The organism is Sporosarcina koreensis (assembly GCF_042655825.1).
GTDB classification, from domain to species: Bacteria; Bacillota; Bacilli; order Bacillales_A; family Planococcaceae; genus Sporosarcina; species Sporosarcina koreensis.
The window spans coordinates 63,105-77,970 of record NZ_JBHSNP010000029.1; the positions used below are offsets into that span (position 1 = coordinate 63,105).

Here is a 14,866-nt window from a genome sequence, read left to right on the forward strand (position 1 = left end):
AAAAGAAGCCGATCGGTCATTGACCTGATCGGCTTCCTTACTATAATTCATGCATCACTGCACATTAATATACAATTTACCATCCGCAAATGCTCGTGTTTCGTTACCGAAAATGTCTTTCACTTTTACTTCGATTCGAGCACCTTCTGCAGCTACACCGAATGGTACAGTCCAGTAGCCTACGTAGTGGCCTGGGCTTACTTCTCTGATTGGTAACTCATGAGCGTTACTGCTCAATCCTAGGTTTGTGAGTGGCATGTGGATTGAGAATGTGGCAGCTAATCCTGCTTCGCTATCAAACTCGATTTTCACAGTTTGGCCAACCCCTACTTGAAGATCCGATGCTGGAGTTAGGTTAGAGATTTCGAGTTCAGAGAACTTCGCGAAAACAGTTACAGATTTTGTTTCTTGGTTACCTGCAGCGTCTTTCGCAACTACAGTGATGACGTTCTCGCCTTCGTCAAGAAGAATACGAGTTGAGTAAGTTCCATTCGCAGCAACATTTGCCTTGTGTCCGTTGACAGTAACTGTGCTAAGGTTGGCGTCAGAAACTTTACCTGTAACGGTTGCTACTTCGCTCTTCGTTTTCGTACCAGTTTTCGGGCTTGTAATCGACAATACTGGTTTCATAGTGTCCAATACAAACGTAACCGGTGCAGATTCGCCTGTCACTCTACCATTTAGGGAAGAGACGGCTGTGAATACGTTTTCTCCCTCAGTAAGAACAAGCGGGAAGGAGAACGTGCCACCTTCACCGATTGTGACAGATTCAACATTTTTACCATTGTTCTTCAATGTGATTGTCGTAGTTGGAGATGCTTTACCTTCAATTACAACATTTGCATTGTTTGTCACCGTACCTGAAGTCGTGATTTGTGGTCCATCAACTTCATAGTTTACACGTGCACGGATCATATAGTTTCCTTCGGCAGCAGGTGATGGAGACCATGCACCGCCAACATACTGATAGCTTCTCTTCGCATTCGGGCTACTCTCGTCCGTCGCCAATCCTGGTGATGCTGTATTGATTTGCGTTTGGATGTAAACCATGTAGAAATCACCGTCAACAGCGATGTTATGTTCCATCAAGTCAACGATAGTCCAGCTGCCATCCCGTTTAGCATTCGCATCGATTGGACCTGCAAGTTTCTTGCCTGGAGCTCCATTTGCCCCTTTTGCATCCCAAACTTCGACGGCAAATTTCGTTCCGCCTGGTACTGGCCATTCTGAAGTCCAGAAACGGAAAATACCTTCAGAGACGATTGCGGAATTCTTGCCTTCCGGAAGTGACATTCTTACAGCCCATCCATTTCCGGCATCGTAGAATGCACGGGCATTGTCAGGCGTACCACTGTCATATCCGATTACTCCACCAGGATATGTGAAGAATGGATCAAGAAGAATGTTTTTCACAACCCCGTTAGCTCTGATTGTAATTGACTCCTCTTTGCTATGGAATCCATTTGCAATCACCTTCATTGTATACTCGCCGGAATACGCTGTAATTGAATAGCTTCCGTCAGCGTTAGATACGACAGGAGTAATATTCGCATCTTCAAGAAGCATTATCACTGCGCCTTCAACTGGAATTCCTGCTGCGTCAGTGACTTTACCACTTGCCGTTCCTTTCGGATTCTCTTCCATTGTGAAGTTGGCGGTTGTAGTTTGATTGTCATAGATTGTGACGGTTTGAGTCGCAGATTGGAATCCATACGCTTCTGCTTTCACAGTGTACGTTCCTGCGCCAATTGTCATTTGGTACGATCCGTCAGCCGGATTTGTAGTGGCTGTACGGTTGTTTTCAAGAACAGTCACTTTCGCACCTAATGGCAATGCGGAAAGGTTATTTCCGTTCATTTCCACAGACGGAGCAGTAACTTCCTCTTTCGTCAAATCAATCACAAGATCTTTTGGATCCATTGGTTTCTCAGTTGCTTCTTTTTCTTTCTCCATTTCAAGTTCAGCTTTCGTCAATTTCGCTGGTTTCGGCATGCCGATTGATGTTTTCGCTGGTTGTGCAACGTCAGTTAACGCAACGTCATCGAGATACCAACCTTGTTTTCCTACACTTCCATCGGAAAATGCATTGAAGCCGAGATAGACACGTTGGCCGCTATATGCAGATAAGTCGACTTGTACATCAACCCAACCATTTGAAGATCCATCAACTTTTAGTAGACGCGTCCAGTTTTGACGATCTGTGGAAATTACAACATGGCCATAATCCCAAGTCGTTCCAGCAGTGGACTTCTCAAACTCGTGCCAATGTTTAAACTGTAAATACGAATTCCCTTCAGGTAAATCAACCGGAGGCATAACAAGTGTTGCGTTCATATTATTCAGATACAAGCCCGATAGATTCGTAGCGTATACCTTTTCACCAGAAGCAGCATTGTTTGGCCCTGATGTAGGAATGCCCCACTCCCACTTATCATTTGCTCCAAATGATTCCCAAGCGATTGGTGTAGTTTCAAAGTCTTCGAAATAACCAACTGTGATACCTTGCTTTACATCAACAGTATATTCTTCAGTTGTTACTTCATTATTTCCGAAGTCATTTATTGTCCATTTGTACGTGAATGCGTTGCCAGCGATAGCATCACCGGAAACCGTTACACCATACACACCGGACTTATAGTCTCCGGATTTGCGCGTTGCGCCCTTCGTTTGCCAATCACCATTTGCATCTAGGTATTGGAAAGTAACAGAAGAAACACTGATGTTGTCGCTCACTTGGATTGATAAATCAAGATCCATGCCAGCATACGTCTCGACTGGTGCGGTATGCTCATACACTGGTGCTTCATCATCTTCACCATGTTGCGTGACCTGTCCGCTAAGTGTTCCAAGTCCACTAGCAATTGTAGAAACTGCTGCATACGCATCAACAAGACCGTGTCCATATCCATTGTTCGGAACTGTTGGATACTGACTATCCGTTAACGGAACTGCAGTACTCGTTAAAATCTGTTCCATTTCGTCAACAGTAATTGTAGCATTCGCTTGGCGAAGCAAAGCCGCAACCGCTGAGACAGCTGGACCAGACATCGAAGTTCCATTCCATCCACCTTCATAACCGCTTCCCGGTACCGAAGAGCGAATATTTACGCCTGGAGCAATGATATCAGGCTTAACTTCTCCATATGGCGAAGGGCCGCGTAACGAGAAGCTCGCTACTTTGTTGTTGATATCTGTTGCACCTGTTGCAAACGATTCAGGATAGTTTGCCGGAACTGCAATTGATCCAGGTCCACCCGGATTCGATAACGTTGTATTTCCTGCAGAGAACTCAGGGAAAATTTCCGCGTTTCTCCAGTTAATCACAACGTCGCGGTACCACTCGTCTAGACCACGTCCACCGCCCCATGAGTTATTGACAACATCCGGAGCAAGATCGACACGAACGTTTCCATTTCGATCATGCGGCGCTAAAATCCATTGTGCAGCAGCTAGTAAAATATCGTCTGTTGTATTGCCAGCCGCGTCGAATACTTTAACTGCAATCCACTTTGCCCCTGGAGCAACCCCAACTTGGTTGGAACCATCCGGCTCGCTTCCGACCATTGTTCCAGTGACATGCGTTCCATGGCCGTGGTCATCATAAGCTGCTTCACGACCTGCACGAGTTGCATCAAAGAAGTGGAATTTATGGCTGACTTGGCCAGTAGCCGCATCATAGCCACGATACTTCTGTTTCAATGCTGGGTGATCCCATTGAACGCCTGTGTCAATGCTTGCAACGACCGTTCCAGACCCATCGATGCCCATTGCCCATACGTCTGGTGCATTGACACGCGCTACGTTCCATTCAACGTTTGCAAGACCGGAAGCAGGTACAACTGCATTTTCCGTCTTCGTTGCTGCCACTAATTCGCGTGTTTCGTTCGGAAGGATCTTTTCAACTTCAGGGAAACTTGCGATCTTCTCGGCAATTTCCTTCGTTGCAGTAACAGCCATACCATTTACAATATAGTAGGAGGTAATGTCTTTTACTTCTCCCGTCGAAAGGAGACCTTCCAAGAAATCTTTAACGTTTGCTTGTGATTCCAGTGAAGTCGCTTTTAGCTCGGAAACGACTGCAGACCTTACCATCAACTCTGTTGTCGCTGCAGAAAGACTAGCTTTGTTTGCATCTTTTCTAGCCTGTTTTGCAACTTTCGTTGTATCTGCTTTCTCATTGAATTTAACTAAGAATGTAGCTGTTTCTTCGTCTTTAAAGATTTGATGTAAGTCATTGCTAACTTTTGATGTAACGTTAACAGCAGAGTCTTTGAACGACTGATGTAGTTTGTTCTGTTGCTCCGCCGTAACCATTCCCGGTGTTAAAATAGAAAACACCATGAGGAGTGCCGTTACAATACTAAAAACTCGCACCAGACTTCGACTACGTTTTTTCCCCAAATCCATTCCTCCTTTTTGTATAAAGAACGCATTTCTTTACTGCAAAAGGTTTATCCGTACCCCTCCTTCCAACATTCCAGTTTTATGGCATACATTTGATTTATCTTGTTGTTTCATTCACCATACAAATTTGGATAATAATTATTTAAAACCTAGTGGATAAAGCGAGAATACCAACTTCCCCTTTATCCGCTCTTTGGGAAGGAACCCGAATTCGCTGTTTCGACTATCCAAACTCTCACCAGGAGTCCGGTTGTCCCCCATGACAAAATAGGAGTTCTCGGTCACTTTAACTACTTCCATATCATTTGGAAAACCGGTGGAGTAAGCTTCCTTCACCTTGTCGCCATTCACATAAACGCTTCCCTCAACAATCTCAACAGTGTCATTTGGTAAAGCGATGATCCGTTTAATGGCATCAAAACCATGTATATCGCGAAATTGAACGATATCATCTCTATCAGGCGTAAAAAACATGTTATTCATCACAATAATATCCTTGTTTCCCAGTGTAGGAGCCATGGAGTTCCCGCTAATGACGGTAATGCCAATGGCATATCGGAATACAAGAAAAAGCCCAATGATGAGCAAAATGAATTTCACCCAGCTGAGTACACTATCCTGTGACTTCTTCTTATCCTTCGTCGCTTCGATTGGTTTTGCTGTCAATTCATTGACATTCATTTCGCATCACGTTTCCTTTTATCAAATTCCGGGGGTGGATTTGAGTCTGGTCCTATTTCCGGACTTGGCTGCTCCAAATCCGGATTTTGAACTGTATCTGCATCAGCATCCGGCTCTTCCCCCGGTTTCTCCACTTCCGGAGATTCAGGCTCCTCAATTGGCGTTTGACCTATATTCGCCTCATTCACTACATGGTTCATCTCATTTACCGCAGCTTGAAAAATGCTTTCCAGTTCAGCTCGTACACTATTTTCATTTTCCGAGTTATCGCTTACGAATCCATCGATCAGTCCATCAGCATAACGCCGTAATTCGCTTGTTCGTTTTTCCTTTTCCTCCATGGTGAAGGCTTGAAGTCGTTCATTTGCCATCTGAATTTCCGAATGCAGCTCTTCTTTTAAGCGTCCCGCCTGAATCTCTTGTTCCATATCCATAGCTTCCTTGATTTCAGCAAGCGCGTACCCTCTTTGTGCATCGAACCAATTCATCAACAGTGATTGGATATCCTGATTCGCAAACGTGACCGATACACTACTTCCAATGATTCCGATTAAAAGAACAGCTCCTATTAGGAACCTACACTTTGGCAGTCTACTCCTTCTTTTTTTATCCACAGCAGCAACCTCCAGATAAAATAGTAGGGCCGGCGTTATGCAGGCCCTATGCAACTACGAATTAGCCATTGATGCCCGAAACAAGCGCATCCATCTCGTCTTTAGCTTGATTTTCAAGTTCCAATGCTTTTGCTTCGATCAAAGCCTCTTGTGCCGCCACCAGTCCATCTAAAATATTGGAAACTTGATTAAAGACTTCATTGACTTTAAAATCGACTGCCGTTCTCAAATTCGCAACCGTAATTGTTTTCTCACTTTCCACTTCCGCCATAATTGCGGCCTTAGCAGCTGCAATTGCCTCTTCAAGTCCAGAAAGAGCTTCAGCTTTAACAGCATCCAATTGCGTTGTCAATTCTCCGATGGCAGCTGCCCCCGTTTCACCCGCGAATGCAGTCATATCAGCTGAAGCGATTCGGGAAGCCTCGTTCCCAGCAGCTTGGATTTGTAGCCATCCTTCCTGGTACACATTATTAAAAGCAAGATCCATACCCGCTAAAATTTCAGTTTCCGCCGCCCCTAACGATCTTAAATGGGAAGCTTTAGCGTTTTGAATCGTTGCTGTTGCACTGCCAATTTCACGATTCTTTGTAAAATCGATATCAAATTCAGCTCCAGCCTTCAATCCTTCAAACATGTCATCCAAACTTCCAAACTCTTCCGCAGAATACTGATCCGCTTCTTGGGTGACTGAAGCTTTTGCTTCATTAAAAACGCCGCTATACCAAGATTTCAACGCTCCACCCGCATCCGTGTTGGCAAAAGCAAAACCTACTCCCGATAACAATCCAACCGAAATTGTTCCTGCAACGATCTTCTTTTTAACTGTCATCTTCATTTACTTGTCCCCCTCGGTTTTGTTATGATTTTTTCCTTGCTTTACATTGTCAATGGCTCCGTCAAAACCATATTCGGATAGAACTTCTGATAAAATGTCAACTGTACGACGATCAATCTCCATATGCCTTTTTTCGATCTCTTTTTCAATTTCAATTAGATCCTTTTCGATAAGAGACTCTTTTGTCTCTTCCAACTGTTGAAGATGGACGTTTTTATACTTTTGGATATCCTCATTTGAATCCCTGGACGTATTCAGAACATAATCCATAAGATGACTTTCCATCCTTTTAAGCAATTGATCTTGATAGGTGTTTATGGATGTCTCAAATGTTGTAAGTGTAATTTTCATCTCTTCACTTAATTGATTGGAAAGTAAATGGAGCTGATGCCTATACCAGTCAGAAAAAGTCGTGCCTTGCGTGGATTGGGCATATATCGAAGTGCCCATTAAAAGAAGACAACACATTACCAGTAAAATCACAATCTTTCGCACAATCACCTACCCCCTACTAGTATCGGAGAAGCATCTTTCGTTTCGCTGAAGGCAAATGCCTTTAGAAAAGATACACATTCCCATCTATTCATAAGTATAAAAGCACTCGTTTTTCTTCTCGCCCCTATTACGGATACTTTTCTGACTATTCTTTCGACACTTCTTGTTAGACCTCGTTGTAAGACGAAACCACCTTTGTTCCCATCGGTATACAAAAGTATAATGAGGAACGGACACGTAAAGTGAAAAATGCCAGATCCTTTTAAAACAGGATCTGGCATATACGTCCAATTATTTAATTAGTTAACAGTGTAACGAACTAACCCTTTCGCATTTGCATATAAAGCTGCTTGGGTTCGATCCCCAAGATTCAATTTCGCTAAGACACGGCTAACATGTTTTTTCACAGTGTATTCTGTTACGGATAACACTTCGGAGATTTCTTTATTGGATAGACCTTTACCGAGTTCTATCAGCACTTCCGTTTCCTTAGGAGTCAGCGTTTCGAATTCCCTTCTTGTTATATAGGAGCTTGGGGATTTCAAAATAACCTCGACAATTCTTTGGTCATAGTAGTTCCTGCCATTACGAATCATCCGCAAGGCATGTACCAATTCTTCAAGCACTGATTCTCTCAATAAAAATCCGGAAACCCCTATCCTCTTCGCGAGCTTAATATTTTCTTCATCTGGAGAAGAGGATAATACGATAAATTTGCATACCAAACCCAAGCTTTTCGCCTCGGCAATCATGTCCAATGTACATTCGCCGCCTAAATAGAGATCCACAATAGCAATATCGGGTTTCTTGGATTGTAAGATGGCCAATGCCTCCTTGCGATTCGAAGCCTCCCCCACAATATTCAGCGACTCCTCATTTGTAAGGACTGAAAAAAGTCCTATTCGTATTAATGGATGATCATCGACAAGAATCACATTCATAGAACGCCCCTCTCTCTCTTATCATAGTTAAGGATGATTTCAATTGTTTGTCGTCGTTGAAAAACTATAAGAATAGCTTCCGACTCCCATGCGGGGCGGCTTTGAACGATTTAAATTGCTCGAGAGTGTTTGGTGAAAAAACTGTGTGGAGGTAAATGACTCAAACTTCTGTGGGGGTGAATAAATTCCGAGGTGTAGTGGTTTATTATGTGAAACCATATTCTTCCTCTATTGTAATGAAGTATAGGAATACTAGCAATAATAAATTCTAACTATTTAAATTATTCATTCTTTATGACTGTTTTATCAACTTACCACCGGTTCTTTTTTCCTCTTTCTATTAGAAAGAAATACTTATTTCGCCTTATCCCCCTTTCACATACTATAGTAGGTTATTACACATATATAAGAGGATTATGATGGGATGATTTTAAGGTACCTGTGCAAAACACAATTAAGTAGGATTGACCTATCATATTGCCGTCAAGCAACCGACTACGGACAACCTTTGGACAACGTTCCGAACCTGGACACCACCAGAATTGGGGCAGATAATATCGGCAGCTTTGGACATTAAGCAGCGGTATAATGAATGCTGTATAGTTATGTAACAACTCTGAATCCAAAGAGAATCTGGTATCCGAAATTTAATTTCTTCCCTCAGTATCCTTTCTGACCCCTCCCATCTATATAGAGAGTAAAGGGGGAATTAAAAATGACACACTACCTAAAAGATTACTCAAAATTCAACACAATCACAGAAATGGACACAGCAGCAGAGCAGCATCTATCCCTTCATTGGGACAACCTCACGAAATCCGACCGCCAAGTGCTCGACATCATCCGCCGCCACTCCGTAAAATACGGCGCAGCCCATTTGAAACACGGAACGATAGAAGAAGCTACTGGGAAGTCAAACGTAACGATCAGACGCGCCATCCGAAAACTCGTCAAACTAGCCATCATCGAGAAAGTTCACTTCATCCGCCCTGTCATGAGCGGACTAGGCGCCAACATTTACATCATTTTACCCTTCGATGACCAGGGGAAAATGAACAACCGGGATGATGACAATAAACCGCATGACAACGAAGAAAACGAGCAGTTTCCTGAAGACGAAGCTCTACTTTCTAAATCTCTTTTAAAAGATAAAGATCTTAACTACACGTCTACACAGGAATCGTCACAGTTATCCACAAGTTTATTCAGTCGGATGAAAGAGCTGCTCGCCAACACGATTCGAGATACTAAACTAGCCCGCGATTTCTACGGAATTCACCGGGCCATCTCAGGACGTATGTTGAAATATGAAATCTATATAGATGACAAGCATATCTTCGAAAACCTTGCTTATCGTGCACTGATGATCACTGTTATGGCGACGAAACGAAAGGCAATTCGTAACTTGCCGGGGTATTATAAAGGTGTGTTGGACAAGTTGGTCGATGAGACGTATTTCAAGGATATCTTTATGCTATTCGATGCCCCGGTTGAGGGGTTCTATTGTCCGGAATGAGTGGCTAGGAACCTTAGCTATTTATTAAGTTACGAAAAAATATTTATGCCCACCTGTATCCCTTTTGACCTCTCCCCTCTATATAAAGAGTAAAGGGGAATTACAAATGACAAAACACTTACAGGAATATTCAAAGTTAGACAATTTCCAAGAAGTTTACTCAGCCGTGAGAAAGCACATTGCACTCCATCATGACAAATTAACAAAAGCGGACCGCCGAGTATTGGATCTCATCCTGCAATATACGGTCATGAATGGAGCCGCGTATCTGACTTGCGAGGAGATTATGAAGGATACAGAGAGGTCGAAAGCAACGGTACAACGTGCTATCCGTAAACTCGTTACACTTCGTATTATTGAAAAAGTCCACACATTCGACCCAGAAGTTGGTGGGCTCGGGGCCAATAGATACACCATTTTTCCATCTGAAGAGCAGTCCTGAATAACTCTCTGGCTCTGCGTCGCTTGTTGTAGCTTCGGTAAAACAGCGTTTATATATGGTCTCAGGCATCAGCACAGCTTCTCAGGACCATCTTTCAATTGTTTACTAACATGCATCCCCTTATAAAGACCCATTCTATAAGAGGTAAAAAAATCCTTCTTTATTCGAACTTCAGTAATGAGAGTAAAAATGAAAGTCCGCTAGTATGAAGGAGATTTCCTAAGACGAATCAGTCCAAGCCTATATATTTTGTAGACAAACTACACTAAAATAATTTACTAGGAATATTCTTCCTACTGTAGTAATATATAATCAATAACTACTTTAAGGGTGTAAGGATATGGGAATGTATAATGGTTGGCATGCGAATGAAGAGGTAAAGGTTGAAAGATCATACAATCACCAAAAATATCATTACAGCCGTGGTGATGATCATTGGTTAGGGGATGGAACCTATTTTTTCGAGGATACCCCCGAGGGTAATGGATTGATACATGCGGAAGCGTGGAATCTTAAACAAAATCATATAAAACCCGCAGCCTTTAGAGCCGATATCTATGTTGATAACGATAGATTGTGCGATTTAGAGGATGATCAAACTTATAGGATTATTGAGAAGCTTAAAGAGAAACATATTGTTAGAATGATGCAGTTGAAAAAACGCCCCAAAAACGAATTTATTGATGGTTTTTTCTTTAATATGTGGGATACTGTAATTAAGTCAAAAAAGTTGGATGTAATAAGAAGAAAAGATTATTACCAAACAAAGACAGACCAATTATTGAGAATTAAATCTAGAACACCAAATGTATATGTCATATGCGTAAGAAATACTGATTGTATTGATAATCCACAAAGGTGCTATTAGAGGGGGTATTACTATGTGGAATGAGTTGGAGCTCTTGGCAGAGATTGACGCTTACTATGATAATATTTCAGAAGAACAATTTCAGAAAGATTTAATTGCTGCGGGTTGTGTTGAATTCGTTGAAGATATTACTAATATTCTCACCAACATTACATATTCAGAGAATATTGGAACAATTAAAATGTCTGCTTCTAATACGTTAAAGGTTGGCAAACAATATAAAGATATTGCTACCATATTTTATTCGGACAGAATAGTAAATAAAACACAATTTAATCATCCTTACACCGGGGACTTAAATAATCTATCAATTGGAGCTTAATAAATGGTTAACAAAAATGAAAAAAGCATAAGATCAGTTGCAAGCTCATTTTTATTTAATGAGTATGTTGTAAAAAATGTTGTCTTTGAGTTAAATGATAACTTTCAACAGAGTGACTCAATTGACTTAGACTTTAAACTAGATACAGACTTTTATTTGAATGAACAAGAAGATCAAGCCATGGTCTTATTACGTTGCGTAATATTCGATGATTATGAGCAAAAGAACTATCCCTTTTATATAAACATAGAGATAGTTGGGAGCTTCTCCCTAAATGGAGATTTTTCAAGCGAGGAAATTGTAGACTTATGCCGATTGAACGCTACAGCAGTATTATTCCCATACTTAAGAGCATTTGTTAGTAATTTAACTTCTCTTGCCGGTGTACCGAATTTAATTTTGCCCACCGTAAATATTTCAAAACTTTTAGAAGATTAACGCGAAGGCTTTTGATTACTTATGCATATCTTATAAAAGTAGTACTAATTGTAGGTCTAACAATGTTTAGTTTTTTTTTCCATGGGTAAACTAAGAAAGAACGTACCACAAGTCCAGTTAAGGGGCGATATTAAATGTGGGTTGAGAGCGAGTTACTTAAAGAAATTGATTTGTATTATGATGAAATTACATTGGAGCAATTCTTATTAGACTTGGCAAAAGTCAATTGTCTTGATTTAATTGAGGATACTGAACAAACAACAACAGATGTGTAAAATAATCTTATGCAATTGCAATTTGCAAAGGGCTGTTACAGGAATCTGTAACAGCCCTTTTTCGCATTTCAAATAAATACACTAAGTGTCATTACAAGAAAATATTTTTTGCTGGGCAAAATAATCTTAATCCACTGTCAAACAAATCCCAAGGATAAACCTTTCAACTAAAATTGTTGATGTCTCAACAGTTATAGCTGTATAAGAGAGTCGAAAATATTCCAGCATCAAAGGTTATTATGGGAAATCAAACTGAGATTATGAAAGATAAAGTTACTTGTATGCTCAACAAGCTGAAGAACAAGTAGTAAAGAAAGCGATCATTCTTTTAAATAGGAATGGTCGCCTTTTCTTGTCCTTATGTTCCATATTCCACTCTTGAGATTCCCTGTTTCCCATTAATTCCGCTGAAAAGCTCCATCACTTTTCAGGCTCTTATGCGCCAACAAATGCTTCATCAAAACCTCAATCACTCTCTCCTGCTCCTCCGCCGTCATATTTGACCCCGACGGCAAACAAAGCCCTTCAGCAAACAACCGTTCACTCACCATGTCACCCTCACCATGCGAATAAAACCTACACCCTTCAAACAACGGCTGCATATGAAGCGGCTTCCATACTGGACGCGCTTCAATATTCTCCTCTTCTAGCAAATCAATCAGCTCATAAGGGGTTACCTTGATCACTTCAGGATCCAGCGTCAATGCCGTCAGCCAACGGTTCGAATAAGTCCCTTCCAATTCGGGCATGAAATGGATACCTTCAATATCCCCTAACGCTTTTACGTATCGATCAAAAACATCTCGTCTTGCTTGCACACGCTCTTCCAACACTTCAAGCTGCGCACGGCCGACTCCTGCAAGGATATTGCTCATCCGGTAATTATAGCCCACCGTACTATGCTGATAATGCTTTGCTGTATCACGTGCCTGTGTTGCCAAAAAGCGCGACCGTGCCAATGCATCAAGGTCATTGGATACGAGCATGCCGCCACCTGACGTTGTAATGATCTTGTTACCGTTAAATGAATAAATACCAAAATGACCAAATGATCCGCTCTTCTTCCCTTTATAGAGAGAACCAAGCGATTCTGCTGCATCTTCAATAACTGGAACTTCATAACGCTCGCAGATTGCCATGAGTTCGTCCATTTGTGCACTTTGCCCGTACAAGTTGACAACAATTACCGCTTTGGGTAACTTCCGTTTTGCTTGAGCATCTTCAAACGCTTTCGCCAAAGCGACAGGGGACATATTCCACGTCTCTTCTTCAGAATCAATGAAAACCGGCTCCGCCCCTGCATACAAAATTGGGTTCGCACTTGCAACAAACGTCAAACTAGAACAGAATACTATATCCCCTTGGCCAACTATAAGAAGCTCAAGCGCCAAATGGATCGCAGCTGTACCGGATGAAGTTGCAGTAGCACCGGAAGTCCCAACATAAGCTGCGAGTTCTTTTTCAAATGCATCCACATTCGGTCCGAGTGGTGCAATCCAGTTTGTTTCGAACGCCTCGTTTATGTATTTCTGTTCGTTCCCGCTCATATGAGGGGAGGATAAAAAAATCCTCTTGTTTTCGATCATGTTCATCTCCCCATCAACTTTACTTTTTCTGTCCTAAAATATAGTACGACAATTCATCTCTACCAAGTACTCTAAAACTTTTATAGATGCTTGTGAAAAATGTGACGCCGAGTGCAACCCAAATTAGAAGAGCAATCATGGATGGCATGCCTAGTTGTGCCGGCGAGCCTGGCACTATCAATAACAGAACAAACATTATACTAAAAACGGCTCCCAAAAAAGCGATTGTCTTTTTAATAGGAGAAATCTCTAATCCCTCGTTATTCCTTGCCCAACTGAGGACGCGAAATGCCGTAAAGCATGTAAAGAAATATGCAATTGATACACCAATCGAAGACATGTCAACGATCCATATTAACGCCTCACGTCCAAACCATGCAGATGGAAGTGTGAAGAGTGCAATGAAAATGATCGACTTATAAGGTGTATTGTAGTTCGGATGCAAATCCGAGAAAAAGGCAGGTAGCGTTTTTCCGCGAGACATCGCAAATAACAGTCTGCTCGATGAATGAAAAAAACCATTTAAACCTGTAAAGATTCCCATGCTTATTGCAATCGCCAGGACTACGACTCCAACCGTCCCAAAGGAGGAGCTGATAATATCACCCGTCAGCCATAGATTTGAATTGTTCACATTTGCCCCCTGTGCGAACGTCCAAGATGTTACGCCGATCATTGTAGCGTACACTAATCCGGAGGCCATTAAGGACATGATGATGAGCCCAAATGCTTTACTTGGTGAAAAATTGAACTCCTCAGCAGCTTGAGGGACATTGTCAAAACCGACGTATGCCCAAGGAGCAATTGCAAGTATAAGTAATATGGAAATTAGCGGTGATTTCCCTTCAGGAAAAGCAGGTTTCATATTTTCAATTGGAAAATCTGCGAAAGCGAATGTGTAAATCCCCATTGTAGCAACGCCCAAGATCAATACAACTGAAAATATAAATTGAAGTTTGCCCGAAAACCCGTTTCCTCTGATGTTCATATATGCAAAAAACAAAATAACTAATGAAGAGATGATGATTTCAGGCAGATAGACTTCCCAGCCCGCTATTTCATAAAGAAAAAATTGCTTCATAAATGAAGGGAACAGATACTTCAACAATAACGATAAGGCCGATGCATTCAGTGCAACGATGCATGCATACCCTAATGCCAGGAACCAGCCTGTTATAAATGCCCATGTCTTTCCCGCACTCAGGAAGGCATACGCAAACTCCCCGCCGGATACAGGATGCTTTCTAATCAGTACACCGTAACTGACGGCAATGAACATCATGACGATGGCTCCAAGAAGCACACCGATCATAGCTCCCGCAGGACCGGCCTCCGCAATCCAATCACCGGGTAAAATGAAAGCCCCCCAACCAATGGAAGAGCCGAATGCTATCGCCCATACCCAACTTGGTTTAAGGTTCTTGTTTAGCTCTTTTCTTCTGTGCATTC

General features: G+C 41.9%; 14 protein-coding genes. 6 read left to right on the forward strand and 8 right to left on the reverse strand.

Annotated features, from left to right (window positions below; genetic code table 11):
- Nucleotides 1–54: 54 nt before the first annotated feature.
- The 6 genes from ACFPTP_RS16225 to ACFPTP_RS16250 form a co-directional block, all read right to left on the reverse strand.
- Nucleotides 55–4,407, reverse strand: a complete 4,353-nt coding sequence (locus ACFPTP_RS16225) for a S8 family serine peptidase (RefSeq protein ID WP_381446957.1) — start codon at nucleotides 4,405–4,407, stop codon at nucleotides 55–57.
- A gap of 135 nt (nucleotides 4,408–4,542) precedes the next feature.
- Nucleotides 4,543–5,085 carry a signal peptidase I gene (gene lepB / locus ACFPTP_RS16230; RefSeq protein WP_381446959.1) on the reverse strand — a complete coding sequence of 181 codons (543 nt, stop codon included), beginning with the start codon at nucleotides 5,083–5,085 and terminating at the stop codon, nucleotides 4,543–4,545.
- Nucleotides 5,082–5,699, reverse strand: coding sequence for a hypothetical protein (locus tag ACFPTP_RS16235; RefSeq protein ID WP_381446961.1), 618 nt, complete (start codon nucleotides 5,697–5,699; stop codon nucleotides 5,082–5,084). Before ACFPTP_RS16235 ends, lepB begins: the two co-directional genes overlap by 4 nt.
- 61 nt (nucleotides 5,700–5,760) lie before the next feature.
- Nucleotides 5,761–6,534: a hypothetical protein gene (locus ACFPTP_RS16240; protein ID WP_381446963.1), complete on the reverse strand. Its 774-nt coding sequence runs from the start codon at nucleotides 6,532–6,534 to the stop codon at nucleotides 5,761–5,763.
- Nucleotides 6,535–7,029: a hypothetical protein gene (locus tag ACFPTP_RS16245; RefSeq protein ID WP_381446965.1), complete on the reverse strand. Its 495-nt coding sequence runs from the start codon at nucleotides 7,027–7,029 to the stop codon at nucleotides 6,535–6,537. It abuts the gene before it with no gap.
- Between the two features lie 299 nt (nucleotides 7,030–7,328).
- The gene (locus ACFPTP_RS16250; protein WP_381446966.1) at nucleotides 7,329–7,970 is read right to left on the reverse strand and encodes a LuxR C-terminal-related transcriptional regulator; all 642 of its coding nucleotides are present in this window, start codon (nucleotides 7,968–7,970) and stop codon (nucleotides 7,329–7,331) included.
- Between the two features lie 715 nt (nucleotides 7,971–8,685).
- Here ACFPTP_RS16250 and ACFPTP_RS16255 point away from each other — a divergent pair.
- The 6 genes from ACFPTP_RS16255 to ACFPTP_RS16280 all read left to right on the forward strand — a co-directional run bounded on the left by ACFPTP_RS16255 (nucleotide 8,686) and on the right by ACFPTP_RS16280 (nucleotide 11,831).
- Nucleotides 8,686–9,486, forward strand: coding sequence for a hypothetical protein (locus ACFPTP_RS16255; RefSeq protein WP_381446967.1), 801 nt, complete (start codon nucleotides 8,686–8,688; stop codon nucleotides 9,484–9,486).
- A gap of 106 nt (nucleotides 9,487–9,592) precedes the next feature.
- Nucleotides 9,593–9,928, forward strand: coding sequence for a helix-turn-helix domain-containing protein (locus ACFPTP_RS16260; RefSeq protein WP_381446968.1), 336 nt, complete (start codon nucleotides 9,593–9,595; stop codon nucleotides 9,926–9,928).
- A 340-nt stretch (nucleotides 9,929–10,268) separates the two neighbouring features.
- On the forward strand, nucleotides 10,269–10,796 hold the full coding sequence (locus ACFPTP_RS16265) for a hypothetical protein (protein WP_381446970.1): 528 nt from the start codon (nucleotides 10,269–10,271) through the stop codon (nucleotides 10,794–10,796).
- Nucleotides 10,797–10,809: 13 nt separating this feature from the next.
- On the forward strand, nucleotides 10,810–11,118 hold the full coding sequence (locus ACFPTP_RS16270) for a hypothetical protein (RefSeq protein WP_381446972.1): 309 nt from the start codon (nucleotides 10,810–10,812) through the stop codon (nucleotides 11,116–11,118).
- A 3-nt stretch (nucleotides 11,119–11,121) separates the two neighbouring features.
- On the forward strand, nucleotides 11,122–11,556 hold the full coding sequence (locus ACFPTP_RS16275; protein WP_381446975.1) for a protein-export chaperone SecB: 435 nt from the start codon (nucleotides 11,122–11,124) through the stop codon (nucleotides 11,554–11,556).
- 134 nt (nucleotides 11,557–11,690) lie between these two features.
- Nucleotides 11,691–11,831 carry a hypothetical protein gene (locus ACFPTP_RS16280; RefSeq protein ID WP_381446977.1) on the forward strand — a complete coding sequence of 47 codons (141 nt, stop codon included), beginning with the start codon at nucleotides 11,691–11,693 and terminating at the stop codon, nucleotides 11,829–11,831.
- A 398-nt stretch (nucleotides 11,832–12,229) separates the two neighbouring features.
- Here ACFPTP_RS16280 and ACFPTP_RS16285 read toward each other — a convergent pair whose 3' ends face one another.
- Together ACFPTP_RS16285 and ACFPTP_RS16290 are read right to left on the reverse strand one after the other, a co-directional pair.
- Nucleotides 12,230–13,417, reverse strand: a complete 1,188-nt coding sequence (locus ACFPTP_RS16285) for a DegT/DnrJ/EryC1/StrS family aminotransferase (RefSeq protein ID WP_381446979.1) — start codon at nucleotides 13,415–13,417, stop codon at nucleotides 12,230–12,232.
- A gap of 19 nt (nucleotides 13,418–13,436) precedes the next feature.
- A complete protein-coding gene (locus ACFPTP_RS16290) occupies nucleotides 13,437–14,864 on the reverse strand; it encodes an APC family permease (protein ID WP_381446981.1) in 1,428 nt (475 codons plus the stop codon).
- Nucleotides 14,865–14,866 lie beyond the last annotated feature (2 nt).